This window comes from Rhizobium sp. 01L410, from assembly GCF_056400165.1.
The window spans coordinates 250,958-275,474 of record NZ_JBFTST010000008.1 but is presented as its reverse complement, the minus strand read 5'-3'; the positions used below and the strand labels follow the sequence as shown (position 1 = coordinate 275,474).

Below are 24,517 nucleotides of genomic sequence, written 5' to 3'. Positions count from 1 at the left end.
TTGACATGTACGAACCCCAAATATGAACGAGCGGCCCTACGGAGGGCGGCATAACGAAGCCCTCTTGCCGGATGGCAACAGGAATGCAAGGAGAACAGGCGTGGCACGTATCGCTGGCGTCAACATCCCGACTGCGAAGCGCGTGATTATCGCGTTGACCTACATTCACGGGATTGGTCCGAAGTTTGCTAAGGAAATCATGGAGAAGGTCGGTCTTCCGGCCGACAAGCGCGTCCATCAGCTGACGGACTCCGAAGTGCTCCAGATCCGCGAAACCATCGACCGCGATTATCAGGTAGAAGGTGATCTTCGTCGCGACACCGCGATGAACATCAAGCGCCTGATGGACCTCGGCTGCTACCGCGGCCTTCGTCATCGTCGCGGCCTTCCGGTCCGCGGTCAGCGCACGCACACCAATGCTCGCACCCGCAAGGGTCCGGCAAAGGCGATCGCTGGTAAGAAGAAGTAATTTCCGGGAAACCGGGAAGGGGAGGCTGGCGGTCCGCCGGCCTCTTTTGAGTTTGGAGCGGTGCCTGTCGGGTGTCGCTCCGGTGGAGCCGCTGGCATTACGGCGGTGACGATATCCAAGAAAGGGATAAGAATGGCCAAGGAAGCCGTACGCGTTCGCCGTCGCGAACGTAAAAACATCTCGTCGGGCGTGGCGCACGTCAACTCGACCTTCAACAACACGATGATCACCATCACCGACGCACAGGGCAACGCGATTGCCTGGTCGTCTGCTGGTGCCAAGGGCTTCAAGGGTTCGCGCAAGTCGACTCCGTTCGCTGCCCAGATCGCTGCTGAAGACTGCGCCAAGAAGGCTCAGGAACATGGCATGAAGTCGCTGGAAGTCGAAGTTTGCGGCCCGGGTTCCGGCCGTGAATCCGCTCTGCGCGCGCTCCAGGCTGCCGGTTTCATGATCACGTCCATCCGCGACGTGACCCCGATCCCGCACAATGGCTGCCGTCCGCGCAAGAAGCGCCGCGTCTGATCATCGCCACTCACAACGCCGGTGAGCGCAATCGCGCTCCCGGCGCTTCTCAAGCTCGGTTGCCACGATTGGATGGTGGCAACGAACGGAAGGCAAAGATATGATTCAGAAGAACTGGCAGGAATTGATCAAGCCGAACAAGGTCGAGTTCTCTTCGAGCTCGCGCACCAAGGCGACGCTCGTAGCAGAGCCGCTGGAGCGCGGTTTCGGCCTCACCCTCGGCAACGCGCTTCGCCGCGTTCTGCTCTCCTCGCTGCGCGGTGCTGCAGTGACGGCAGTGCAGATCGATGGCGTGCTGCATGAATTCTCCTCGATCCCGGGCGTCCGCGAAGACGTTACGGACATCGTGCTCAACATCAAGGAAATCGCCATCAAGATGGATGGCGACGACGCAAAGCGTATGGTCGTGCGCAAGCAGGGCCCGGGCGTTGTAACGGCTGGGGACATCCAGACGGTCGGCGATATCGAAATCCTCAACCCCGAGCATGTGATCTGCACGCTCGACGAGGGCGCCGAAATCCGTATGGAATTCACCGTCAACAACGGCAAGGGCTACGTTCCGGCCGAACGCAATCGTGCGGAAGATGCTCCGATCGGTCTCATCCCGGTCGATAGCCTGTATTCGCCGGTCAAGAAGGTGTCCTACAAGGTTGAAAATACCCGCGAAGGACAGGTTCTCGACTACGACAAGCTGAACATGACCATCGAAACCGATGGCTCGATCTCCGGTGAAGACGCAGTCGCTTTCGCGGCTCGCATCCTCCAGGATCAGCTTGGCGTGTTCGTCAACTTCGACGAGCCGCAGAAGGAAACCGAGGAAGAAGCCGTCACCGAACTGGCTTTCAACCCGGCGCTCCTGAAGAAGGTAGACGAACTCGAACTGTCCGTTCGCTCGGCAAACTGCCTGAAGAACGACAACATCGTCTACATCGGCGACCTCATTCAGAAGACCGAAGCAGAAATGCTCCGCACCCCGAACTTTGGTCGCAAGTCGCTGAACGAAATCAAGGAAGTTCTCGCTTCCATGGGCCTGCACCTCGGCATGGAAGTGCCGGCATGGCCGCCCGAGAACATCGAAGATCTCGCAAAGCGTTACGAAGACCAGTATTAAGAACCAAAAAGGCAGGCTCTGAGGCTGCCTTTCCCAGTCAAACAGCAGGCAGATCGCCTGTATGTGCCAGGAAACGGCAGGCCCGCTAGAAGCGAAGAGCCCTGCATCAAAGGAGAATAGCAATGCGCCACGCAAAAGCCGGCCGCAAGCTGAATAGAACTGCCAGCCACCGCAAGGCAATGTTTGCCAACATGGCGGCTTCGCTCATCCTGCATGAGCAGATCGTGACCACCCTGCCGAAGGCAAAGGAAATCCGTCCGATCGTTGAGAAGCTCGTCACCCTCGGCAAGCGCGGCGACCTGCACGCTCGCCGTCAGGCGATCTCGCAGATCCGCGACACCGCTGTCGTTTCGAAGCTGTTCGACGCGATTGCTACGCGCTACGCCACCCGCAACGGCGGCTACCTGCGTATCATGAAGGCCGGCTTCCGCCAGGGCGACAATGCCGCTCTCGCCGTCGTCGAATTCGTCGATCGCGACACCTCTGCCAAGGGCGCAGCCGACAAGGCCCGCGTCGAAGCAGAAGCTGCTGCTGCAGAAGCCGCATAAGTCATTCCGGTTTTCCGGAAACAAAACAGCCGGGCTGCAAAGCCCGGCTGTTTTCGTTTGTGGTTGCGGGTTGCATTCAGTCCTGCAGATATTGGTGCAGGAAGGTTTTCACACGCGCAAAGGACTGTTCGGCGGCGGAGGCGTCATATTCCTCCCTATGGCCGAGCATCATCTTCGGCGTTGCAACGTCCGGCGCATCGAATGCGTGATAGGCACCAGGATAGACATCGAGTTCGATGGGAGGGCCTTTGCCGCTGAGATGCGAAATCCTCTGCCGGCAGCGTTCGACCGGGCTCCAATCGTCGACATCGCCGTTCAGGATCAAGGTCGGTACCGTCGCATCGCCGGCATGAGGCGCGCAGTCCGGGTAGTAGCCGACCGCCGCCTTGAATTTCCGGTCCATAAGCTGTTCGTTGCCCTCGGCTTTCGTGGCTTCCAGCGCCGCGATCCCACCAGCGGAAAACCCCAGCAGCGCGACATGCCCGGCATCGACGAACGGCAAAGTGGCCAGATAATCGAGCGCGCCATAGGCATCGAACACGCGATCCGGCAGATAGCGTTGACAGGTGTTGTCGATATTGCGGGTCGTGAAGCTGTCGACGACAAGCACGGCGTAGCCCCATGAGGTCAAGCGCTGCGGCCAATAGGTCCTGGTGTTCGGATGGATGCCGCCGCAGCCATGCATGACGACGACGGCCGGAAATGGACCGTCTCCCGGCGGCAGGCTTAGATAGCCCAGCAAGTGCGTCGCCTGGGATTGCGGGAGGCTGACGCCTTCGTCTTTTATCTTGCGGGCGAGGAACGGGCTTAGCTTAACAATGGCGCTGTCAAATCGCACCAACTCGTCTGCCTGAGTCGTCAGACCAGGCGGTACGGCGGCCAGGAGCAAAAATCCGAAAGCAAGCGCTGCAGTTTTCATGGGTCGGTCCCGCGCGCGATAGCGGCCATTCAAACAATATCCTTCACGGATATTGATTTAGGCGCTGAACTATCGGCGTCCATAGGCTTCGGACCTGCCGAATTGCCACAGCTTTCCATGCAGATTCGGGGCTTGCTTCGCCGCTAGCTCACAGTCGCTGCAGTCCGCCCTCTCTGGCGCCCTTGTGTCGCCCGTTTCCGGCTCCTGGCGATCGGCCGCCAGGAGCGGTAGAGGATCAGCAGGATGATCAGGCCGACATAGATATATTGCTCGAGGTCGAGGATCTTGGTTGACAGCGCGAAGTGCAGGGCACCCGCGGCGGCGATGATGTAGATCAGCTTGTGCAGCCAGATCCACTTCATGCCCATCTTGCGGATCGAAAAATTGTTGGATGTGACGGCGAGGGGAACGAGAAGGGCAAGCCCTGCCATGCCGAACATGATGAAGGGCCGCTTCAAGACGTCGTCCAGGACCGCGGACAGATCCAGCGCCTGGTCGAGCACCATGTAGACGGTGAAATGCATCAGCGCGTAATAGAAGGTCAGCAGCCCCAGTGCCCGGCGGTATCGCAGGTAGTTCCAGCCGAGAAGATCGCGCGCCGGCGAGACGGCCAGCGTCAGGATCAGGAAGCGGATCGTCCAGAGGCCGAGGAAGAGCTCGAATGTCTTGACCGGGTCGGCGCCGAGCTGGTCGCTGGCGCCGAGATAGAAAGTCCAGACGGCAGGCAGCAGCCCGATGGCGTAGAGCGCCCAGACGGAGGCCGGCTGCCAGCGCTTCGGCAGACTGAACGAAAGACCCGCCATCAGAAGTTCGCTCTCAGATCCATGCCGGAATAGAGGCTCGCCACCTCGTCGGCATAGCCGTTGAAGGGCAGCGTCGGGTGACGGCTGGCGCCGAAGAAGCCGCTCTCGCCGATCCGCCGTTCGGTGGCCTGGCTCCAGCGCGGATGATCGACGGCCGGGTTCACATTGGCATAGAAGCCGTATTCCTGCGGATTGGTTACCTGCCAGGTATTTTTCGGCTCCTTGTCGGTCAGCGAGATGCGGACGATCGACTTGATGCCCTTGAATCCATATTTCCAGGGAACGACGAGGCGGATCGGCGCGCCGTTCTGGTTCGGCAGTGTTTCGCCATAGAGGCCGACGGCGAGCAGCGTCAGCGGGTTCATCGCCTCATCGAGGCGAAGGCCCTCGACATAGGGCCATTCGAGTGACTGGAAAATGCCCTTCTGTCCCGGCATCTCTTCAGGACGAACCACGGTTTCGAAGGCCACGTATTTGGCGCTTCCCTGCGGCTCGACCTTGTTCAGCAGAGCAGCTAGCGGAAAACCGTCCCAGGGGATGACCATCGACCATGCCTCGACGCAGCGCATCCTGTAGGTGCGGCTTTCGATCGGGAATTCCTTCATCAGCGCATCGAGATCGAAGGTGCCGGGCTTGTTCACCATGCCATCGACCTTGACGGTCCAGGGCAGGGGCTTGAAGTCGCCTGAAAGGGCAGCCGGATCGCCCTTGTCGAGGCCGAATTCATAGAAATTGTTGTAGGTCGTGACGTCCTTCAGCGGCGTCGTCTTTTCATCGACCGTATATTTGCTGTCGACGGCGTTTAGCGCTGCAGCGCTCGCCTTTCCAGCGCCGTAGAGCGCCATGGCACCAAGCGTTGCAGCACCGAGAAACTCGCGGCGGCGTAGATAGACCTGATGCGGCGTGATCTCCGACGAGCGGATTTTCGGGGGGCGGTAGGTCGGCATTTCAAACCTCCTGGGCTGGGGGCGGCCCAAATATCTCTTTAAACGCATGATGGGCGTTTTCAGATTAGTGTCTAGGCCTTGAACTCACCTGACGGAAAGCCAATTTTTTGTGTTCGGATGTGAAGGAATAGCTTGTAACAAAAGGCTCCTCCGCTCCGTATATGCCCGATGGACGCCACGGTGCGCCGTACCGGATTTGCCCTTGCCGGTAGTGACAGCCCCTGCCGATTGGATTAGGACAATTCCAAAATACGGCGATCGTCGGCCAGCAAATAGCTTTGCCGCCCTATATCGCAGATAAATCCGGCACTTTGAGGAACACACCGATGCCAGCCTATCGTTCGAGAACCACGACCCACGGCCGCAACATGGCGGGCGCGCGCGGCCTTTGGCGCGCCACGGGCATGAAGGACAGCGATTTCGGCAAGCCGATCATTGCGGTGGTGAACTCCTTCACCCAGTTCGTTCCAGGCCACGTTCACCTGAAGGACCTCGGCCAGCTGGTTGCCCGCGAAATCGAGGCGGCCGGTGGCGTCGCCAAGGAATTCAACACCATCGCCGTCGATGACGGCATCGCCATGGGCCATGACGGCATGCTCTATTCGCTGCCGTCGCGCGAACTGATCGCCGACAGCGTCGAATACATGGTCAATGCCCACTGCGCCGACGCCATGGTCTGCATCTCCAATTGCGACAAGATCACCCCCGGCATGCTGATGGCGTCGCTGCGTCTCAACATCCCGACGATCTTCGTCTCCGGCGGTCCGATGGAAGCCGGCAAGGTGGTTCTGAACGGCAAGACTCACGCGCTCGACCTCGTCGATGCCATGGTCGCGGCTGCCGACGACAAGGTTTCCGACGAAGACGTCAAGGTCATCGAGCGCTCGGCCTGTCCGACCTGCGGTTCGTGCTCCGGCATGTTTACCGCCAATTCGATGAACTGCCTGACCGAGGCGCTCGGCCTGTCGCTCCCCGGCAATGGCTCGACGCTCGCCACCCATTCTGACCGCAAGGAACTCTTCCTCGAAGCCGGCCGCCGCGTCGTGGCTCTCGCCAAGCGCTACTACGAGCAGGACGATGCCACGGCACTGCCGCGCACCATCGCCAGCAAGGGCGCGTTCGAAAACGCCATGGCGCTGGATATCGCCATGGGTGGATCGACCAATACCGTTCTGCACATTCTGGCGGCCGCCCATGAGGGCGAAATCGACTTCACCATGGAAGACATCGACCGTTTGTCGCGGCGCGTGCCCTGCCTGTCGAAGGTGGCGCCTGCGAAATCCGACGTCCACATGGAAGATGTCCACCGCGCAGGCGGCATCATGGCGATCCTCGGCGAGCTGAACCGCGCCGGCCTCATCAACGCCGGCCTGCCGACGGTTCATGCGCCGACACTTGGCGATGCGCTGGCCGAGTGGGACATCTCGGTCACCGACAATCCGGCCGCCCTGAAGCTCTTCAGCGCAGCCCCCGGCGGCGTGCCGACGCAGGTTGCCTTCAGCCAGAGCGCCCGCTGGGACGAACTCGATCTCGACCGTGAGAAGGGCGTCATCCGCGACGCCCAGCACCCGTTCTCGAAGGATGGCGGCCTTGCCGTTCTGAAGGGCAATCTGGCGCTCGACGGCTGCATCGTGAAAACCGCAGGCGTCGATGAATCGATCCTGAAATTCTCCGGCCCGGCCAAGGTCTATGAAAGCCAGGATGCCGCGGTAAAGGCCATTCTCGGCAACGAAGTCGTCGCCGGAGATGTCGTCGTCATCCGCTACGAAGGACCGAAGGGCGGACCGGGCATGCAGGAAATGCTCTATCCGACCAGCTATCTGAAGTCGAAGGGCCTCGGCAAGGCCTGCGCGCTGATCACCGACGGCCGCTTCTCGGGCGGTACCTCGGGTCTGTCGATCGGCCACGCCTCGCCGGAAGCCGCCAATGGCGGTACCATCGGCCTCGTACAGCCGGGCGACATGATCGACATCGACATCCCGAACCGCACGATCAGCCTGCGCGTCAGCGACGCGGAGCTGGCAACGCGCCGCGCCGGACAGGAAGCCAAGGGCTGGCGCCCGGCTGAAGTGCGCAAACGCAATGTCACGACAGCGTTGAAGGCCTATGCGGCATTTGCAACCAGCGCCGATCGTGGCGCAGTGCGTATCCTGCCGGAATAACGCGATCCGGTTTTAGTTGAACCTGAGAGCAGCTGATTAAGAGTCAGCTGCTCTTTTCTTTTTCAGAGATGCCGTATTTCGGCAGGCGTGTTCCACCAGCTGTTATTGCGGCCGTCAAAATGCTGCAGCGGCGCCTCGGCAAGTTCCGACGGATCGAGGTCATCGAGGCAGGCGAGATTGATCGAGACGTAGTCGCCGCCGACCTCTGCGACATAGCCGTGGCCATAGGGTGCCACGCCGCAGGTGGTGCAGAAGCGGTGATGACCGGACATGCTGCCGAACTGATAGTCGCCGATGCCTGCCTCCTCACAGGTCAGCCGGAAATCCTCCGGCTTTATGTTGATGCCCCAGTAGCGGCGTTTCCAGCAGATCGTGCAGTTGCATTTGCCGGTACCGGCCTGCAGGTCGATATCGGCTTCGTAGCGGATCCGGCCGCAATGGCAGCTTCCGTGGTACGTCTTCTTCATCGCCTCTCTCCCTTGCTATTCCAAATCCAATATGACAACATATTGTCATTATGGAAAATGGACAACATGTTGTCAATATGAAATCGAGACGAACAACCGAAGGCGATGCATTCGCAGCATTCTCAATCGCGGTATTGCGGCTTGCGGGACATCTGCAGGCAGAAGGCGACACGCTCGCCAAGCCCGCGGGCCAGACCAGCGCCCGCTGGCAAGTCTTGGCCGCAGCTGACCATGCGCCGATGTCGGTGGCCGATGCAGCCCGCGCCTTGGGTCTGGCGAGGCAGGGCGTGCAGCGGGTGGCCGATCTTCTCGAAGGAGAGGGCCTGATCGCCTATCGCGACAACCCGGCGCACCAGCGGGCGAAACTCATGGCGCTGACCGAGGCGGGCAGAGTAGCCCTCAGCGACATACAAGGACGCCAGGCGAAATGGGCGGATCTGCATGGCGGGGAGTTCGGCGAGCAGCGGCTGCGCGAGGCGACTGCGGTAATTGCTGAGGTGCTTGCATCTCTGGGCGGCAAGCAGCAAGCATAGGCTGTTTCGGAAGGCTGCGCATTGCTATCGGTAAGGAACTTCCTTACATTCATCGAGAGGTGAGCAATGATCACAAGCAAGATAACGAGCAAAGCACAGACAACCATTCCGCAGGCTGTGCGTTCTGCACTGCGCCTTCGGGAAGGCGATTCCATTGTCTATACGCTCGAGGATGAAAACCGTGTCGTGATATCGCGCGCAGCTGAGCCGCTTGCCGACGATCCGTTCGCGACCTTCTCCGAGTGGGACAGCGAAGCTGACCGGAAGGCCTATGCCGATCTTTGAGCAGGGCGACATCGTAAGGGTGCCTTTCCCTTACACCGACCGCGACACGCGCCAGCGCCGCCCGGCGCTGGTCGTTTCGGCTGGCGCCCTCGGAGAGAACGAGGCGTTGGTGTGGGCCGTGATGATCACCTCAGCAGAAAACCGCCCGTGGGTTGGAGACGTCGCGATCGACGATCATCATGCCGCCGGCCTGCCAGCGCCGTCTGTCATCCGTCCGGCCAAGATTGCGACTGTCGAGACGGGACAGATCGACAGGATCGGCCGGTTGCCCGATGCGACGCTCTCGGCTGTCATGTCTACAATCCGAGCCCATATTGGCAGCTGATGACTAAAGCGGCCTGTTGATATTCTTGTACGTCTCGCCAAGCTGCTTCAGCCGCTCGTCATAGACCGCCTTGATGCAGGCCGCGTCCGCCTGGCATTCCTGGCGTTTCTTCAGCCAGGCGGTCTGCTCGTCCTGCAGCGTGCCACGCGAGCCCATGGCGAGCAGGCCGGAGAGCAGGTCGAAGGTGGTGGCCATCTTCACGTCGGCATCGTTGAGCGCCCTGTTGTCGCAGATCGCCTTCTCGTCGGGCTTCAGTTCCTTGGCATCGCAGTCGAAGCTTGCGGCATGGGCGAGCGGTGCGAAGATCGGGAGGAAGGTGAAGGCGAGGGCGATAGCGGTGGCTTTCATGCAGTGGATTCCTGTTTGCGGGTACGGCGCTCAGAGGAACGCCCGGATCAGGAAGATGATGCAGCAAGCCCAGACGGCAAGGATGAAGATCAATCCTGTGCGGCTGACTGGGCGTTCCGCACGCTCTGCCGCTTGCGCCCGGAGTTCTGCCATCAGCGGCGGTGGGATGAGCCGGACCGCAAGCAGAATGCCGAGCGGCACGATGATGATGTCGTCGAGATAGCCAAGAACAGGAATGAAATCCGGGATGAGGTCGACCGGCGACAGCGCATAGGCGGCGACCGCGCCGGCAACGGCTTTGGCATGCCAGGGGACGCGCGGATCGCGTGCTGCGAGCCACAGGGCGACAATGTCACGCTTGAGTGACTTGGCCCATATTTTCGCTTGGCTTATCAGGCTCATATGCGCATTTCCTGAATCAATGTGGCAGGCTCCTCAATTGCTTTTTCGCGTGCTCGCTTCTTCCATGCTTCCGCCCTCTTTCCTTTCTAGCGTCCGGCGCTACAACACTGATCCTTGTAGCATTTCAGAAGGAAATACGATGCTAGGCCTGTCGAAACGTTCGTTTGTCCCGCTCTTTGCGCTCGCCGTGCTCCTGCCGCTCGGCGCGCAGGCCGAGGATGCGAAAACCGTGCCGCAGAGCCAGATGCAAATGCAACTGTCCTTCGCGCCGCTGGTGAAGCAGACATCCGGCGCGGTCGTAAACGTCTATGCCGAGAAGACCGTTCAGCGGCAGTCGCCTTTTGCCGGCGATCCCTTCTTCGAGCAGTTCTTCGGCCAGCAGATGCCGAACCGCTCCGAGAAGCAGTCGTCGCTCGGCTCCGGCGTCATCGTCGAGGCGAACGGCACCGTTGTTACCAACAACCACGTCATCGAGGGCGCCGACGATATCAAGGTGGCGCTGTCGGACGGGCGCGAGTTCCCCTGCAAGGTGGTGCTGCGCGATGACCGCCTCGATCTCGCCGTCCTGAAGATCGAGACCAAGGCCAATTTCCCGACGCTGCCGATCGGCAACTCCGATGCGGTCGAAGTCGGCGATCTCGTTCTGGCGATCGGCAACCCGTTCGGCGTCGGCCAGACGGTGACGTCGGGGATCGTGTCGGCGCTCGCCCGCAACCAGGTGGTCAAGAACGAGTTCGGCTTCTTCATCCAGACCGATGCCTCGATCAACCCCGGCAATTCCGGCGGTGCGCTGATGAACATGAAGGGCGAGCTGATCGGCATCAACACTGCGATCTTCTCGCGCGGCGGCGGTTCCAACGGCATCGGCTTTGCTATCCCGGCCAATCTCGTCAAGGTCTTCCTGACCTCGGCCGATGCCGGCGTGAAGTCTTTCGAGCGGCCCTATGTCGGCGCCACCTTCGATGCCGTGACGTCAGAGGTCGCCGAGGCGCTCGGCCTCGACAAGGCCCGTGGCGCGCTGATCGTCAAGGTGACCGATGGCAGCCCGGCGCAGAAGGCCGGCCTCAAAGCCGGTGAGATCGTCACTGCCGTCAACGGTATTCCCGTCGAGCATCCCGATGCGCTTCTCTACCGCCTGACAACGGCCGGCCTCGGCAACACCGTCAAGCTTGGCGTCGTCGAAAACGGCGGCGAGCAGGAAGTGGCTCTGAAGCTCGATCGCGCCCCTGAAACCTCGCCGCGCGACCAGCGCACCATTGGCGGCCGCACGCCCTTTACCGGCACCGTCGTCGAAAACCTGTCGCCGCGCGTCGCCGACGAGCTGCGTATGCCGACGGAATCATCAGGCGTCGTCGTTTCCGAGGTCAAGGAAGACTCTCCAGCCGCCCGTCTCGGTTTCGAGCCGAAGGATATCATCGTTGCCATCAACGGCACGCCGGTGCAGACGACCGAGCAATTGTCGCAGATCGCCGCTGATGATGCCGGTCTCTGGCGTGTCGAGATCGAACGCGACGGCCAGCGGATCAGGCAGTTCTTCCGATGAGCAATGATCTGTTCGCCCCACGCGTTCCAGACGAGGTCGCCAACCGGCGGCCTCTTGCCGATCGTCTGCGGCCGCAGACACTGTCGGAGGTCGCCGGTCAGGAGCATCTGACCGGTGAGGACGGCGTTCTCAGGCGTATGATCGAAAGCGGATCGCTGGGGTCGATGATCTTCTGGGGGCCGCCCGGTACTGGCAAGACGACGGTGGCCCGGCTTCTCTCGGGCGAGGCTGGCCTTGCCTTCGAACAGATTTCGGCGATCTTCTCCGGTGTCGCCGATCTGAAGAAGGTATTCGAAACCGCGCGGCTGCGGCGGATGGATGGACGCCAGACGCTGCTCTTCGTCGACGAGATCCATCGCTTCAACCGGGCGCAGCAGGATAGCTTCCTGCCGGTGATGGAAGACGGCACCGTCATTCTCGTCGGTGCGACCACCGAAAACCCCTCCTTCGAACTCAACGCCGCTCTCCTGTCGCGTGCCCGCGTCCTGACCTTCAAATCGCATGGCGAGGAGAGCCTCAGCGAATTGCTGACGCGCGCCGAAGCCGTCGAGCAGAAGCCGCTTCCGCTGACCGATGACGCGCGGGCAAGTCTGCTGCGCATGGCAGACGGCGATGGCCGGGCGATCCTGACGCTGGCCGAGGAAGTCTGGCGTGCGGCAAGGCTGGGCGAGGTCTTCGATACCGAGGGATTGACGCGCATCGTCCAGCGCCGGGCGCCTGTTTACGACAAGGCGCAGGACGGCCACTACAATCTGATTTCGGCGCTTCACAAATCGGTTCGCGGCTCCGATCCCGATGCCGCTCTTTACTATCTGGCGCGCATGTTCGATGCCGGCGAGGATCCGCTCTATCTCGGCCGCCGCCTTGTGCGGATGGCTGTCGAGGATATCGGCCTCGCCGACCCGCAGGCGCTGGTCATCTGCAATGCCGCAAAGGACGCCTACGATTATCTCGGCTCGCCAGAGGGCGAACTGGCGCTGGCGCAGGCTTGTGTCTATCTGGCCACGGCACCGAAATCCAACGCCGTCTATACCGCCTTCAAGGCCGCGACCATGGCTGCCAAGCAGAACGGCTCGCTGCTGCCGCCGAAGCACATCCTGAATGCGCCAACCAAGCTGATGAAGGACGAAGGCTATAACGACGGCTATCGCTACGACCACGATGAGCCGGACGCCTTTTCAGGTCAGGACTACTTTCCGGAAAAGATGGGCCGCAAGACCTTCTACGATCCGCCTGAGCGCGGCTTCGAACGGGAGATCCGCAAACGGCTGGAATGGTGGTCCAAGCTCCGCAAAGAGCGCAATCCGCGCTGAGCCGATTGGCGGCTTTACGAAGCCTTCTTCTGAGCGCCAGGCGCCGCGATCACCTTGACGGCGGACTCCGCCAACCCGTGATGGCCTTCCATATCGACGATCAGGTGCCAGTGGCCGCTGTCGGGGATCACCATTTTCACCGGCGATTTCTTGGCGACGCCGCCGATATATTTGAAATCGAGAACTTCCGTGAAACGCTGGAATTGCGGCGCCGTCATCAGGCGGACATTGTTGACCGCATTCAGCGCCACCTCGACGATCGTTCCGGCGCGCTGTTCGTGAAGGTCGTAGTGCTTGAAGCGGAAATTCGGCTTGGTCATCGGTCTCAAAAACTGGCTGCTGTCCGACGGCAATCTTAGTCTGTGCCAGTTAAAGAAAAGTTTGGCAGCCTGTGCGGGAAGGCTCCCGTCTTGGCACAACGGGAGCCTGCGCCCTCAATGCAGCCGGGGCTCGATCGCCTCGAAGACGCTGAGTTCCGTCACGATCCCATCTGCAGCGCGGCAGATCTCGGCGGGGTTGTGATTGCACTCAGCGGCAGCGAAGTGAAGGGCGGCGGCCTCGTTGATGAAGAGGCCGCCGACCAGCCCGTCGCGGTCGGCAACGATCCACTGTCCGCGCCCGTTCCTGCCGATGGTGAAGCGGGCCGGCGCGGTGTTGCGTTGAAGCGGATCGGCGGACGCGCCGGAAGAAAGACGTGACATCGATATGTCCTTTCGAGATGTCTGGCTTACCGTCCAAATCTATGGGGAGACGGATTGCCTTTCCATTGGGCGCCGTGGCCGAATGTATAAGATTGTCATAGGGATAGTGCGCGTTTCGGCGTGGTGGCGAAGGGCATCAGCGCCGATGCAACGGCTTCTTTTGCTGCGTCATCGGCGGCAACGAGCGGCAGGCGGACCTCCGCGCCAATGCCTGGATAGGCACTCAGCGCATATTTGATGCAGGCAGGGTCGCCGCCGATGGCATCGATCAGCGCCGTCATGCGATCGGCAAGCGTGAGCGCCGCAGGCAGGTTGCCGCAGGCCGCGGCATGCTGCAGCGAGGTCACGAGTTTCGGAAGCACATTGCCGACAGGCGCAATCACGCCGTCGCCACCACAGGCAAGAAAGGCCGGGGCGCCGAGCGCATTGCCGGTAAAGAGATGAAGGCGATCCCTGTATGAGGCGAGCGTTGCCATATCGCCCTCGATGTCGAGCAGGCCGAAGATCGTGCCATCGGCAGAAAGCATGTCGAGCGTCGATGGCAGAAGCGGCGCGGCCGTCCGCGCGGGATCGTTGACGATGATCAGCGGCAGGTTGGTGGCTGCTGCCAGTTCGCGAAAATGATGCAGGATGCCTTTCTGCCCCGGCTTCGAATAGTAGGGGACGGTGACCAGCGCGGCGCTGGCGCCGAGCGCTTCGGCCCGTCGCGTCGCCTCGATGGTCTGCGCCGTGCAGTTGGTGCCGGTCGCGGCAAGAACGGGAATGCGGTCACCGGCAACGCGCAGCATTGCCGAGAGAACCTTGTCGCGCTCGGCCTGCGAAAGCGCCGGGCCTTCGCCGGTGACGGTTCCAACCGCAAGCGCGCCTATGCCGCTGGCGATCTGCCATTCGGCCAGCATTTCGAGTGCCTTGATATCGAGCGCGCCGTGGCGGAAAGGGGTGACAAGCGGGGTGATGGCGCCGGAAAGGCGCAGCGAAAGATTGCGTCGCATCGAAGGGCTCAGATCCAGCTGACGATCACATAGAGTTCGACGCAGGCAAGAATGACGCCGAACAGCATCAGCACCTGGGCGGTTCGCCGTTCACGCATGGCGCGGGCCTTGACGGCTCGGCGAGGCCGGTCACGAAGCGGATTGGCGGGCACGACGTTGCGCATGGGGATTACCTCTGCATTCTCCACAGAGGTTAAGGCCGCCAGGCGTAGGAAATCCATTCCGGGCAGCCGCGTGTCATATATGAAAAGAATAAATGGCACAGGCCAGAAGCCATGCGGCTAAATCGGAGGTGCGGCTAGCTTGTTCGCCTGTTCTCGATATCCAGCTGCGAGGTCAGCGCAAGCACCACTTCGGACACCGGCGTCGGAACTGCCGCAAGGCGGCCCAGAGCCACGACCATGCCGCTCAGCGGCACGATCTCCAGCGCCTTGCCGGCGAGCAAATCCTGCAGCATCGAGGTTCTGACGGCGCCGATATGGCGCGATTGCTCAAGGCGCTCCTCGATGGTGATCGAGAATGTGGCGCCCAGCGCGGTGCCGACGGCACGAACCTCGTTCATGATCTTGCCGACCATGTCGTAGAGCGCCGGGTCCGCCATGATATCGGTCATCAGGGCGCGCGTCAGCGCGCTCAGCGGATTGAAGGCGGCGTTGCCGGTCAGCTTGTTCCAGATGTCGTCGCGGATGCGTGGGGTGGTGGAGACATTCAGCCCGGCGCCCGTCAGCAGGCTCTTGATACCCTCAAGATCGGCGCTCATTTCGCCGGAGGGTTCGCCGAGGATGTAGCGGCCATTGTTCGACAGCTGGATCTCGCCCGGCCTGACCACCTCGGCGCCCTGCATCGCCACGCAGCCGATGACGCGCTCCGGGCCGATCAGCCGCCACAGCCGCCCGGCCGGGTCGAGTTCCTCGAACTGCAGCTCGGAATGTTGGCTCTGGCTGTCGCGGTGGAAATACCACCAGGGAATGCCGTTGAGGATCATCATCACCCGCGTTCCCTGCTTGAGGAGCGTGGCGATGCCTTCGGCGGCATCGCCGAGCTGATGCCCCTTGAGGCCGGTAATGATCAGGTCCTGCGGGGGCAGGGTGGAGGGATCGTCCGTTGCTGTGATCTGCACCGTGATTGGTGTTTCGCTGCCGGCCTCGAACAGCCGCAGGCCGTTTTCGCGGATGCTTTTGAGATGTGCGCCACGCGCCACCGCAGAAACGGTGACGCCGCTATCTGCAGACGCCAGCTTGGCCGCGATGGCGCCGCCAAGCGCACCGGCGCCGTAAACGCAGATCGATTTGAAGGACATTGGGGAAGGTCTCCGCGAAGATGTAATCGTCGCGTTAGACTTAGGTCATTCGCAGGCGATGGCGAATGACAATTTTTCACGAGCGCCCAAATTAGTGCGCAGTTGCGCCGTCGACGAGTTCGGTGCGGCGCAGCTCATCGATTGCTGCGACCGCATCCTCGGCCGACCAGCCGGCGCGCAACGCAGCAGCGACCATCTTGATCTCGACTTCCTGTTCCAGCGCCAGGAACAGCGGCTCCAGCGCTTCCTGAACAGTCAGCGTATGCTCGTGGGGTGGGGCGACGGTCTGGCGTGCGGCAATGCTAGGCATCTCAGCGGTACTCCTCTCCGTTGGCAATGATGATGATAAAGATGACATGAATCCGTCATAATGCGCAGCGGTGGAAAAGGTTCCGAATTTTCTTTCGGAGAGGCTGCATCTTGTTCTTTCGCCCCGCCTCTGCCTTCTTGCGCCTTTAGCCTTACACTCGATTCGCTGCTCCGCAACGAGGGCGGGGCATGAGTGAGGCATCAAAGGAGAATACGATGAGCGACGCCAAGAGCGGCATTTCGGGACTGCGGCCGCGTATCACTGTCATCGGCGTCGGCGGCGGTGGCGGCAATGCGATCAACAACATGATCGCAGAAAATCTTGAGGGTGTCGATTTCATCGCCGCCAATACCGATGCCCAGGTGCTCGCCACCTCCAAGGCCTCGCGCCGCATCCAGCTCGGCGCCCATGTCACCGAAGGCCTTGGCGCGGGCTCGCTGCCTGAGGTCGGCCATGCGGCTGCCGAGGAATCGATCGACGAGATCATGGATCATCTGGCCGGTTCCCACATGTGCTTCGTCACCGCCGGCATGGGCGGCGGCACCGGTACGGGTGCCGCACCGGTCATCGCCCACGCGGCACGCCAGGCAGGCATCCTGACCGTCGGCGTCGTTACCAAGCCCTTCACCTTCGAAGGCAACCGTCGCATGCGCACGGCCGATGTCGGCATTGAGGCGCTGCGTCAGGCGGCCGATACCGTCATCGTCATCCCGAACCAGAACCTGTTCCGCATTGCCGATGCCAAGACGACTTTTGCCGATGCCTTCATGACCGCCGACCGCGTTCTCTACGCCGGCGTCGGCTGCATCACCGATCTGATTGTCAAGGAAGGCCTGATCAATCTCGACTTCGCTGACGTCAAGTCGGTCATGCGCGGCATGGGCCGGGCGATGATGGGCACCGGCGAAGCGGCAGGCGAAGGCCGTGCCATGAAGGCTGCAGAAGCGGCCATCGCCAACCCGCTGCTTGACGACATCTCGATGAAGGGCGCCAAGGGCGTGCTGATCTCGATCTCCGGCGGTTCCGACATGACGCTGTTCGAAGTCGACGAAGCGGCAAGCCGCATCCGCGACGAAGTGCAGGACGATGCCGACATCGTCGTCGGCGCGATCTTCGACCGCAATCTCGACGGCAAGTTCCGTGTCGCAGTTGTCGCAACCGGCCTCGATGGCAATGGCGCGCCAGCAGCTCCGGGCCACGCCGCGCAGCAGGCTCCGATCCGTACGCTGCAGTAAGTCACCGCTCAGTGATCAGCCGGTTGTCGCCAACCGGCTGATCACCACATCCATGAAGGCCCTCAGCCTCGGCAGTCGCTTCAGATCGCGATGATAGCCGAGGAATGTATCGCGCCCCGGCGGCGCCTCCGGAACGTCGACGCGTTCCAAGCCTTCAAAACAGTCGCCGAGCGGCCGCGGCAGAACGGCCATTCCAGCGCCGCGGGCGCAGAGCGCTGCCTGCACATCGCGATTGTTGCTCCGCATGGTGATCGTCGCCTTCGGGAACATGCGGGTCACCCAATGCACATCGGGCATCTCGGCAAAGGCCTCGTCCATGGTGACAATGGCAAAGCCGCTGCCGTCGCCTGCCGTGGGGTGAGGGGTGCCTTTCGCAACGTAAAGTCCATAGCCGATATGCATCAGCTTGCGTGAGATCACCTCCGGCTCGGTGAATGGCCGGATGCGAAACACCAGATCGGCCTCGCGCCGGGACAGGTTGAGGAGCCGCGCATCCGTGAGCAATTCGACCGAGACCTTCGGATGCGCCAGCGAGAATTCCGCCAAGACAGGCGTCAGCATGTGAAGGCCGAACCAGTCCGAGCATGAAATCCGCAGCATTCCCTCAAGTGATCGCGCGCTGCCCTGCAGTTGCCGCTCCAGCGCAACGGCTTCCTCTTCCATCCGCAACGCATGCTGCAGAACGATGCTGCCCTCGTCTGTCAGCACGAATCCGTCGGCCGTTCGCTGGAACAGCATGTGACCGGTCGCAGCCTCCAGCGCCTTGAGCCGCCGCCCCATGGTCGGCTGTGTCTGGCTGAGCCTGCGGGCGGCCGCACCCAGTGTCCCTTCGCGGGCAATCGCGAGAAAGATCCTGACGTCGCTCCATTCCATGATCGCCTCATTCAATAATGAATGGAGATCATGCGATATCTTTGATTTTCATGCAATCGTGTTGGGAGGATCATCCGCTCATCGAAAACGGAGTGACCGACATGAACACGATGAAAGCCCTGATCCTCGAAAACCACAATGCACCGTTCCGCCTGGCCGAGATCGCTCGCCCGAAACCGGGTGCCGGCGAAGTGCTGGTGCGCATCAAGGCGAGCGGCGTCAATCCGCTCGACACCAAGATCCGCGCAGGTGCCGCAGAGCATGCCCGCCAGCCGTTGCCCGCCATTCTCGGCATCGATCTCGCCGGTATCGTCGAGGAGATCGGCGAGGGCGTTTCCGGCTTCCGCCCCGGCGACGAAGTCTATGGCATGACCGGCGGTGTCGGCGGCGTGCAAGGCTCGCTGGCGGAATTCGCCGCCGTCGATGCCCGCCTGCTGGCGATCAAGCCCGCAAACCTGACGATGCGCGAAGCCGCCGCTTTGCCGCTGATCTTCATCACCGCCTGGGAAGGCCTGGTCGACCGCGCTGCCGTGAAGTCCGACCAGACGGTACTGGTTCTCGGCGGTGCAGGCGGCGTCGGCCATGTCGCGGTGCAGATCGCCAACGCATTCGGCGCTGACGTCTACGCTGCCGATGGTGCTGCCAAGGCGGACTATATCCGCAGCCTCGGTGCGACCCCGATCGATCACACCGCCGAAAGCGTCGAGGACTATATGGCGAGATATACCGGCGGCAAGGGCTTCGATATCGTCTATGACACCGTTGGCGGGGCAGGGCTTGATGCCGCCTTCAAGGCCGTCAAGCGTTTCGGCCATGTGGTGACCAGCCTTGGCTGGGGCACGCATGCGCTGGCTCCGCTTTCCTTCAAGGCGGCCACCTATTCCGGCGTCTTCACGCTGCTGCCGCTCCTGACCGGTGAAGGCCGCGAGCACCACGGCGAGATCATGCAGGAGGCAACCAGGCTGGCCGAAGCCGGACAGCTGGCCCCGCGTCTCGACGCCCGCCACTTCACGCTGGGGGAAACCGCCGAGGCTCACCGCCTGATCGAGGAGCGCGGGGCCAAGGGCAAGCTGGTAATCGATATCGGCTGAGACGAGAAACGCCGCCCGTCATAAACGGGGCGGCGTTTTCGGTTAGGCGATCTGTTTCAGGCGGCGAAGTCGGTGGAGACGGCCAGCGCCCGCCAGGTGGAAAGCTCCTGTTCGACGAAGGCATTCTTCTCGCCGAGCTTGGCCACCGTATCGCTGCCGAAGGGCATGCGCAGCGGCGGGTTTTCGGCATTCACCAGCGTCACGATACCGGCCGCGAATTTCGCGGGATCGCCCGGCTGGGCGTGATTGGCGCTGGCGGCGAAGTCCCGCATGTTGCCGGCAGGTGTTCCCACATAATCCGGGATCGATGCCGGGCTGATCGACAGCGAATTGTCGGCCAGGAAATCGGTGCGGAAGAAGCCGGGCTCGATGATGGTGACCTTGATGCCGAACGGCTCGATCTCCATCGCCAGCGATTCCGAAAGACCTTCGACCGCGAATTTCGTCGAGCCATAGACGCCCCAGCCGGGATAGCCGGCATAGCCGCCGATCGACGAGAAGTTCAGGACATGGCCCGAGCGCTGACGGCGCATATGGGGCAGCACCGCACGGGTGACCTTCAACAGGCCGAAGACATTGGTCGCATAGATCTTCTCGATCTCTTCAGTGGTGGCTTCCTCGACGGCGCCGAGCAATCCGTATCCTGCATTGTTGACCAGAACGTCGATGCGGCCGAAGCGCTGGACGGCCGTTGCCGCCGCCTCCTGCGCCTGTCGCTCATCGGTGACATCGAGTGCGGTCGCCAGCAGATTGGGGTGGTCGCCGATGGCATCGATGACGGTCTTCGGATTGCGGGCAGTGGCGACGACGGCGTCGCCTGCAGCAAGGGCTTCCTTGGTCATCAGCGCGCCAAAACCGCGGGATGCACCAGTGATGAACCAGACTTTCATGACACGTTCCTTTCAGATCTCTCTTCGTTGTGAGTGCCGGTTTCTCTGTGCCGGTGAGGAGAATTTGACCTGAAAGCCGCTCATGCATAAGATTTGTTATTTTCCGAATTATACTGAGTGAAATTCATCAATGCGCGCGACCGACCTCTCCGAAATGGCGGCCTTTGCGGCCGTTGCCCGGCATCTCAGCTTTCGTAAGGCAGGCGAGGAAAGGGGCGTGACGGCTTCGGCGATCAGCCATGCGGTGCTCAATCTCGAAGAGCGGATCGGCATCCGGCTGCTCAACCGCACCACCCGCAGCGTGTCGCTGACCCAGGCGGGCGAACTCCTCAAATCGCATCTCGATCCCGCCTTCGGTGAGATCAGCTCTGCGCTCGACGCGCTGAACCAGTTTCGCGACACGCCCTTCGGCAAGGTGCGCCTCAATGTCGCCAATTCGATCGCCCCATTCGTCATCGGCCATATCATCGGACCGCTCCTGTCCAAGAACCCCAATCTGCAGCTGGAAATCAGCGCCACCGACCGGCTGGTCGATATCGTCGAGGAAGGCTTCGATGCCGGGATCCGCTTCGGCGAGCGCGTCACCGAGGGGATGATCGCGCTCCGCATCCGCCCGCGCCTGCGCCTCGTCGTCGTCGGCTCGCCCGCCTATTTCGAGCATCGGCCGAAGCCGCTGACGCCGCATGATCTCAAGCGCCATCTCTGTATCCAGAACATGTATCCCTCCGGCGTGCGCTATCCCTGGGATTTCGAGCGCGACGGGCAGGCGATCACCTTCCATCCGAACGGACCGCTGTCGCTGGACGATCACGAGCTGATGACGCAAGCGGCCCTCGGCGGCGTTGCTCTCGCCTATGTCTGGGAAAACCGCGTCGCCGAGCATGTCGCCGCCGGTCGCCTGATCAAGGTGCTCGACGACTGGTGCCAGCCGGAGGAGCCGCTCTACCTCTACTATCCCAGCCGCCGCCACATGTCGGCTGGCTTCCGGGCGCTGATCGAGGCGATGAAGGCGGAGTAATCTGGAAATTTAGCCGTTTTGCCCTACATCAATCCTGTTACCTCCAGCCTCCCAGAGGCACTTCCCAAAGATCAGGAATAGACCATGTCCCAAGACAACGCCCCCGTCTGGTTCATCACCGGCTGCTCGACAGGCTTTGGCCGCGAGCTGGCCAAACTCACCATCGCCCGCGGCTGGCCGACCATCGTCACCGCCCGCGAAAAGGCCCGCGTCGCGGATCTCGCCGAAGGCCATGACAATGCGCTCGCCGTCGCGCTCGACGTCACCGACCAGGGACAGATTGCTTCTGCCGTAAAGGCTGCCGAAGAGCGCTTCGGCCGTGTCGACGTTCTCGTCAACAATGCCGGCTACGGCTACCAGTCCTCGATCGAGGAAGGCGACGACCAGGAAATCCGCGATCAGTTCGAGGCCAATGTTTTCGGTCTCTTCGCCATGACCCGCGCCGTGCTTCCCGGCATGCGCGCCCGCCGCCGCGGCCACATCATCAACATCACCTCGGTTGCCGGCTTCATCGGCTTCCCGGCATCGGGCTATTATTCGGCAAGCAAGCATGCCGTCGAAGGCTTCTCGGATTCGCTCGCTGCCGAGACGGCCGCACTCGGCATCCAGGTCACCTGCGTCGAGCCCGGACCGTTCCGCACGGATTGGGCCGGCCGTTCGCTGCGCCAGACCGAGAGCAAGATTGGCGACTATGCCGAGACCGCTGCCGGCCGGATGAAGCAGACGGCGGGCTATAGCGGCCAGCAGCCGGGCGATCCGGTGCGCGCTGCAGAAGCGATGATCAAGATCACGCAAGTCGAGAAGGCGCCGCGCCACCTCGTGCTCGGCGCCTTCGGCTATGAGGCGGTCACCAAGAAGCTTGCCGAGCGTCTGGCGCTCGTCGAAGCCTGGAAGGAAACCAGCATCGGCGCTGATTTTCCGAAAGACTGACCGGAAGACGCAGCAAGCCTTTGACTTCTGCGGCCGTCCTGTCCGATGATCGGGCAGGGCGGCCGTTTGGTTTCGGAGGGATGAATGCGTGACCGGTTATTGTCTGCAGCAGCTGGCGTGAGGGCGGCCGGGTTTGCATTGGCACTGCTGCCGGGCTTGTTGGTTGCGGCGGATGCCGGTGCCGCCGACATCCCGCCGCAGAGCGCGCAATCGAAACAGCAGGTCGAGGAATTGGCCGGGCACTGGAAAGAGCATTTCGCCGATGCTGCCACCCCGGAAAAACGCGCCGCGGCCTTCCGTAGTTTCATGGCTGGTAATCCGGAGCCCGCGCGCGTGCAGATCCGTCACATGGATGCCGATGGCGTCGAGGCTGACCTCATCTGGCCTGCCCGTCTTCACCACCCGCTCGGCCGCCGCGGCATCCTCTATGTGCATGGCGGCGGCTTCCACGGCGGCTCGCCGCGCACCCACCGGCTGCTGGCCGGTTCTCTCGCCAAGGCTGCCTCCTCGGATGTGCTGGTGATCGACTACCGGCTGGTCCCCGAGGGCCGCTATCCCGCGCAGATCGACGATATCAGGACCGCTTATCGCTGGATGCTGGAAAACGGCTACGAGAGCGGCAACATCATCCTCGCCGGTGATGGCACCGGCGCCAATCTGGCGATCGAGGCCGTTTTGCGCCAGAAGAGGGCCGGCCGCCAGCTGCCCGCCGCCGTCATTGCGCTCAGCCCGGTGACCGATCTTTCCGCCAGCGGCGTCTCGATGACGTCGAATGCCGCCACCGATCCCGTCATCACCAAGACTGGGATCGAGGCGCTGGCCAAGCCCTATCTCGGCGCGACGGCGCCTGACAACCCAGATGTTTCACCGCTCTTTGCCGATCTTTCCGGCCTGCCGCCGCTCTTCCTGCAGGTCTCGGACAGCGAAGCGCTGCTCGACGACACCCTGCGGCTTGCCGACAAGGCGAAGGCGGTAGGTGTCGAGGTGACGCTTGAGGTCTGGCCGGGCCTGATCCATGGCTGGCAGCTTTTTCCACATCTGCTTGCCGATGCCGACAGCTCCAACCAGCGCGTCGCCGAATTCGCCATGCGCCACTTCGCCGACACCCCGCAGCAATGATTTTCAAGGAGACCGATGATGGTTAAGGCAGCCTATGTGCTTGGCACGCTCCTGGTGCTGGTCGGCCTCGTTTGGATCGGGCAGGGCAGCGGCTATTTCCCCTATCCCGCCGAGAGCTTCATGATCGACCAGACGCCCTGGATCTATTGGGGCGCGCTGGCGGCCGTCCTAGGCGCCGTAGTGATTGTGCTGGCGAGGCGGCGCGACCGATAAGGCCGGCCAGCCAATGTGACGTCGGGGTTTAGCGTTTCGAACTGCTATCCTGTCCTCGGGCCGAAAACGGCTAGCCATTCACCGCGTGTCCGCGCAGTGAATGGCTTTGGTCCGCCAAGTGTAAGTTCTGCTTCGGCCGCATTTTATCGGGGCGACAAGTGCAGAGTGAATAAGCGTGCCGCTTACACAGGATTGCAGGTCATCCCGCTGCGGCGTGCATTGTCGATGCAATCGCTGCGGTTCGAATAGCCCTGAGATGACGCGGCGACAATCCGGCCATTTGATGCCGTCCGCCGCCAACGCCACCCGTCAGCGCCGTTATAAATCTCCCAGGTATCGCCGTTTGGGTCCTTGCAGCTCGCCATCTGTTCCTCCCGTCAGTGTTGCTTGATCGGGAAAACCTAAGCGAGAAGAGCCGCTCGCTCCACGAATTGGCTACAGCCGCTGGATGGTGAAAAAGAAGGTGGCGATTGCAGCCTCAGACCAGCCCGTCGATCGGCCGTCCGATGGCAAGCGATTTGCGCAGATTGGGATCGAGCCGTTCGGCGTAAACGTGGTCTGGCGCGGCGCCGAGCGCGTCGAGCATCTTTGAGAAGAAGCAGCGCACAGCCGCAGCGGCGGTGATGTCGAAGATCTCCGCGTCCGAAAGCCCGTGCTTCTTCAGGGCATCTACATCCTGCTGGGTGACGGTCGTGGCATCGCGCACCACCTTGACGGCAAACTCCATGATCGCCCGTTCTGCCGCATCGACCGGCGCCTTCTCAGCCCCACCCGCCGTCGCCGCCAGCCCATCATTGGTAAAACCCTCGCGCAGTAGCACGGAACCATGGGCCAGCATGCAATAGGACGATTTGAGCTCCCGCGCGGCAGCCAGCGTCACCAGCTCATAGCGCCTCAGCGTCATATGGCTGCGAATGCTGGACAACAGCCCCCCCCAATGCTCCATCACCTCCGGCCGGTGCCCGAAGGCGCGGTACATGTTCGGCAGATAACCGTAGCTGGCCTCTGCCGAGGCGTACATCGACGCTGTCTTGTCGTTCTCGGATGCATGGGGCGTATGAATGAAGGCCATGGCGCGATCCTCCTTCGCTGAGACAAAGAGGATAGTCCAAAATGCCGGTGCGGCAAGCGGGTCGGAGTTGTCAGTG

The 24,517-nt window shown here is 62.0% G+C and carries 32 protein-coding genes; 16 read left to right on the top strand and 16 right to left on the bottom strand.

Annotated elements, in window-relative coordinates:
• The first annotated feature begins 100 nt into the window (after positions 1–100).
• The 4 genes from rpsM (at position 101) to rplQ (ending at position 2,650) form a co-directional block, all read left to right on the top strand.
• Positions 101–469 (top strand): 30S ribosomal protein S13, encoded by a 369-nt coding sequence (gene rpsM / locus AC1DV9_RS19415; protein ID WP_112387892.1) that lies wholly within the window; start codon positions 101–103, stop codon positions 467–469.
• A gap of 132 nt (positions 470–601) precedes the next feature.
• Entirely contained in the window at positions 602–991 is a 390-nt protein-coding gene (gene rpsK / locus AC1DV9_RS19410) for a 30S ribosomal protein S11 (RefSeq protein ID WP_003547577.1), read from the top strand.
• A gap of 100 nt (positions 992–1,091) precedes the next feature.
• Positions 1,092–2,102, top strand: coding sequence for a DNA-directed RNA polymerase subunit alpha (locus AC1DV9_RS19405; RefSeq protein WP_112387893.1), 1,011 nt, complete (start codon positions 1,092–1,094; stop codon positions 2,100–2,102).
• A 122-nt stretch (positions 2,103–2,224) separates the two neighbouring features.
• Entirely contained in the window at positions 2,225–2,650 is a 426-nt protein-coding gene (gene rplQ, locus AC1DV9_RS19400; protein ID WP_112387894.1) for a 50S ribosomal protein L17, read from the top strand.
• A 76-nt stretch (positions 2,651–2,726) separates the two neighbouring features.
• Here rplQ and AC1DV9_RS19395 read toward each other — a convergent pair whose 3' ends face one another.
• The 3 genes from AC1DV9_RS19395 to msrP all read right to left on the bottom strand — a co-directional run bounded on the left by AC1DV9_RS19395 (position 2,727) and on the right by msrP (position 5,319).
• Positions 2,727–3,569, bottom strand: a complete 843-nt coding sequence (locus AC1DV9_RS19395; protein ID WP_477949739.1) for a dienelactone hydrolase family protein — start codon at positions 3,567–3,569, stop codon at positions 2,727–2,729.
• Positions 3,570–3,712: 143 nt separating this feature from the next.
• Positions 3,713–4,372: a protein-methionine-sulfoxide reductase heme-binding subunit MsrQ gene (gene msrQ, locus AC1DV9_RS19390; protein ID WP_477949732.1), complete on the bottom strand. Its 660-nt coding sequence runs from the start codon at positions 4,370–4,372 to the stop codon at positions 3,713–3,715.
• Entirely contained in the window at positions 4,372–5,319 is a 948-nt protein-coding gene (gene msrP, locus AC1DV9_RS19385; RefSeq protein WP_477949731.1) for a protein-methionine-sulfoxide reductase catalytic subunit MsrP, read from the bottom strand. Before msrP ends, msrQ begins: the two co-directional genes overlap by 1 nt.
• 326 nt (positions 5,320–5,645) lie before the next feature.
• Here msrP and ilvD point away from each other — a divergent pair, with 326 nt between their 5' ends.
• Positions 5,646–7,481, top strand: a complete 1,836-nt coding sequence (gene ilvD / locus AC1DV9_RS19380; RefSeq protein ID WP_477949730.1) for a dihydroxy-acid dehydratase — start codon at positions 5,646–5,648, stop codon at positions 7,479–7,481.
• 62 nt (positions 7,482–7,543) lie between these two features.
• On the opposite strand, the gene AC1DV9_RS19375 is transcribed toward ilvD, so the two are convergent.
• Positions 7,544–7,948 carry a GFA family protein gene (locus AC1DV9_RS19375; RefSeq protein ID WP_477949729.1) on the bottom strand — a complete coding sequence of 135 codons (405 nt, stop codon included), beginning with the start codon at positions 7,946–7,948 and terminating at the stop codon, positions 7,544–7,546.
• A 50-nt stretch (positions 7,949–7,998) separates the two neighbouring features.
• Between AC1DV9_RS19375 and AC1DV9_RS19370 the strand changes: the two genes are divergently transcribed.
• From AC1DV9_RS19370 to AC1DV9_RS19360, 3 genes are all read left to right on the top strand, one after another.
• Positions 7,999–8,481, top strand: a complete 483-nt coding sequence (locus tag AC1DV9_RS19370; RefSeq protein ID WP_477949728.1) for a MarR family winged helix-turn-helix transcriptional regulator — start codon at positions 7,999–8,001, stop codon at positions 8,479–8,481.
• Between the two features lie 66 nt (positions 8,482–8,547).
• Positions 8,548–8,766 carry a type II toxin-antitoxin system PrlF family antitoxin gene (locus tag AC1DV9_RS19365; protein ID WP_112387900.1) on the top strand — a complete coding sequence of 73 codons (219 nt, stop codon included), beginning with the start codon at positions 8,548–8,550 and terminating at the stop codon, positions 8,764–8,766.
• Positions 8,753–9,091, top strand: a complete 339-nt coding sequence (locus AC1DV9_RS19360) for a type II toxin-antitoxin system PemK/MazF family toxin (protein ID WP_477949727.1) — start codon at positions 8,753–8,755, stop codon at positions 9,089–9,091. Before AC1DV9_RS19365 ends, AC1DV9_RS19360 begins: the two co-directional genes overlap by 14 nt.
• A 3-nt stretch (positions 9,092–9,094) precedes the next feature.
• On the opposite strand, the gene AC1DV9_RS19355 is transcribed toward AC1DV9_RS19360, so the two are convergent.
• On the bottom strand, positions 9,095–9,439 hold the full coding sequence (locus AC1DV9_RS19355; RefSeq protein ID WP_477949726.1) for a lysozyme inhibitor LprI family protein: 345 nt from the start codon (positions 9,437–9,439) through the stop codon (positions 9,095–9,097).
• Between the two features lie 30 nt (positions 9,440–9,469).
• Positions 9,470–9,841, bottom strand: a complete 372-nt coding sequence (locus AC1DV9_RS19350) for a YkvA family protein (protein ID WP_112513870.1) — start codon at positions 9,839–9,841, stop codon at positions 9,470–9,472.
• 139 nt (positions 9,842–9,980) lie between these two features.
• On the opposite strand from AC1DV9_RS19350, the gene AC1DV9_RS19345 reads away from it, so the two are divergent.
• Positions 9,981–11,384, top strand: a complete 1,404-nt coding sequence (locus tag AC1DV9_RS19345) for a DegQ family serine endoprotease (protein WP_477949725.1) — start codon at positions 9,981–9,983, stop codon at positions 11,382–11,384.
• Positions 11,381–12,697, top strand: coding sequence for a replication-associated recombination protein A (locus AC1DV9_RS19340; protein WP_477949724.1), 1,317 nt, complete (start codon positions 11,381–11,383; stop codon positions 12,695–12,697). The genes AC1DV9_RS19345 and AC1DV9_RS19340 overlap by 4 nt, the downstream gene beginning before the upstream one ends.
• Before the next feature lie 14 nt (positions 12,698–12,711).
• Here AC1DV9_RS19340 and AC1DV9_RS19335 read toward each other — a convergent pair whose 3' ends face one another.
• The 6 genes from AC1DV9_RS19335 to AC1DV9_RS19310 all read right to left on the bottom strand — a co-directional run bounded on the left by AC1DV9_RS19335 (position 12,712) and on the right by AC1DV9_RS19310 (position 16,000).
• Positions 12,712–13,017, bottom strand: a complete 306-nt coding sequence (locus AC1DV9_RS19335) for a DUF1883 domain-containing protein (protein WP_112387906.1) — start codon at positions 13,015–13,017, stop codon at positions 12,712–12,714.
• A 114-nt stretch (positions 13,018–13,131) separates the two neighbouring features.
• Positions 13,132–13,398, bottom strand: a complete 267-nt coding sequence (locus tag AC1DV9_RS19330) for a hypothetical protein (protein WP_477949723.1) — start codon at positions 13,396–13,398, stop codon at positions 13,132–13,134.
• 95 nt (positions 13,399–13,493) lie between these two features.
• Positions 13,494–14,390, bottom strand: coding sequence for a dihydrodipicolinate synthase family protein (locus AC1DV9_RS19325; RefSeq protein WP_477949722.1), 897 nt, complete (start codon positions 14,388–14,390; stop codon positions 13,494–13,496).
• Positions 14,391–14,398: 8 nt separating this feature from the next.
• Positions 14,399–14,554 carry a hypothetical protein gene (locus tag AC1DV9_RS19320; RefSeq protein ID WP_477949721.1) on the bottom strand — a complete coding sequence of 52 codons (156 nt, stop codon included), beginning with the start codon at positions 14,552–14,554 and terminating at the stop codon, positions 14,399–14,401.
• A gap of 134 nt (positions 14,555–14,688) precedes the next feature.
• Positions 14,689–15,690 carry a ketopantoate reductase family protein gene (locus tag AC1DV9_RS19315; RefSeq protein WP_477949720.1) on the bottom strand — a complete coding sequence of 334 codons (1,002 nt, stop codon included), beginning with the start codon at positions 15,688–15,690 and terminating at the stop codon, positions 14,689–14,691.
• Between the two features lie 91 nt (positions 15,691–15,781).
• Entirely contained in the window at positions 15,782–16,000 is a 219-nt protein-coding gene (locus AC1DV9_RS19310; RefSeq protein WP_112387910.1) for a hypothetical protein, read from the bottom strand.
• A 215-nt stretch (positions 16,001–16,215) separates the two neighbouring features.
• Between AC1DV9_RS19310 and ftsZ the strand changes: the two genes are divergently transcribed.
• Positions 16,216–17,235 carry a cell division protein FtsZ gene (gene ftsZ / locus AC1DV9_RS19305; RefSeq protein ID WP_477949719.1) on the top strand — a complete coding sequence of 340 codons (1,020 nt, stop codon included), beginning with the start codon at positions 16,216–16,218 and terminating at the stop codon, positions 17,233–17,235.
• A gap of 15 nt (positions 17,236–17,250) precedes the next feature.
• On the opposite strand, the gene AC1DV9_RS19300 is transcribed toward ftsZ, so the two are convergent.
• Positions 17,251–18,108: a LysR family transcriptional regulator gene (locus AC1DV9_RS19300; protein ID WP_477949718.1), complete on the bottom strand. Its 858-nt coding sequence runs from the start codon at positions 18,106–18,108 to the stop codon at positions 17,251–17,253.
• A 101-nt stretch (positions 18,109–18,209) separates the two neighbouring features.
• Here AC1DV9_RS19300 and AC1DV9_RS19295 point away from each other — a divergent pair, with 101 nt between their 5' ends.
• Positions 18,210–19,199, top strand: a complete 990-nt coding sequence (locus AC1DV9_RS19295) for a zinc-dependent alcohol dehydrogenase family protein (RefSeq protein ID WP_477949717.1) — start codon at positions 18,210–18,212, stop codon at positions 19,197–19,199.
• A 56-nt stretch (positions 19,200–19,255) separates the two neighbouring features.
• Here AC1DV9_RS19295 and AC1DV9_RS19290 read toward each other — a convergent pair whose 3' ends face one another.
• Positions 19,256–20,089: an oxidoreductase gene (locus AC1DV9_RS19290; protein WP_477949716.1), complete on the bottom strand. Its 834-nt coding sequence runs from the start codon at positions 20,087–20,089 to the stop codon at positions 19,256–19,258.
• A 130-nt stretch (positions 20,090–20,219) separates the two neighbouring features.
• On the opposite strand from AC1DV9_RS19290, the gene AC1DV9_RS19285 reads away from it, so the two are divergent.
• The 4 genes from AC1DV9_RS19285 to AC1DV9_RS19270 all read left to right on the top strand — a co-directional run bounded on the left by AC1DV9_RS19285 (position 20,220) and on the right by AC1DV9_RS19270 (position 23,369).
• Positions 20,220–21,107, top strand: a complete 888-nt coding sequence (locus AC1DV9_RS19285; RefSeq protein WP_477949715.1) for a LysR family transcriptional regulator — start codon at positions 20,220–20,222, stop codon at positions 21,105–21,107.
• Between the two features lie 84 nt (positions 21,108–21,191).
• Positions 21,192–22,037: an oxidoreductase gene (locus AC1DV9_RS19280; RefSeq protein ID WP_477949714.1), complete on the top strand. Its 846-nt coding sequence runs from the start codon at positions 21,192–21,194 to the stop codon at positions 22,035–22,037.
• Positions 22,038–22,121: 84 nt separating this feature from the next.
• Positions 22,122–23,156: an alpha/beta hydrolase gene (locus AC1DV9_RS19275; protein WP_477949713.1), complete on the top strand. Its 1,035-nt coding sequence runs from the start codon at positions 22,122–22,124 to the stop codon at positions 23,154–23,156.
• An 18-nt stretch (positions 23,157–23,174) separates the two neighbouring features.
• Positions 23,175–23,369, top strand: coding sequence for a hypothetical protein (locus AC1DV9_RS19270; RefSeq protein ID WP_477949738.1), 195 nt, complete (start codon positions 23,175–23,177; stop codon positions 23,367–23,369).
• 182 nt (positions 23,370–23,551) lie between these two features.
• Here AC1DV9_RS19270 and AC1DV9_RS19265 read toward each other — a convergent pair whose 3' ends face one another.
• Positions 23,552–23,734, bottom strand: a complete 183-nt coding sequence (locus AC1DV9_RS19265; protein ID WP_112387917.1) for a DUF1508 domain-containing protein — start codon at positions 23,732–23,734, stop codon at positions 23,552–23,554.
• Between the two features lie 113 nt (positions 23,735–23,847).
• A complete protein-coding gene (locus tag AC1DV9_RS19260; RefSeq protein ID WP_477949712.1) occupies positions 23,848–24,441 on the bottom strand; it encodes a carboxymuconolactone decarboxylase family protein in 594 nt (197 codons plus the stop codon).
• Positions 24,442–24,517: the final 76 nt, after the last annotated feature.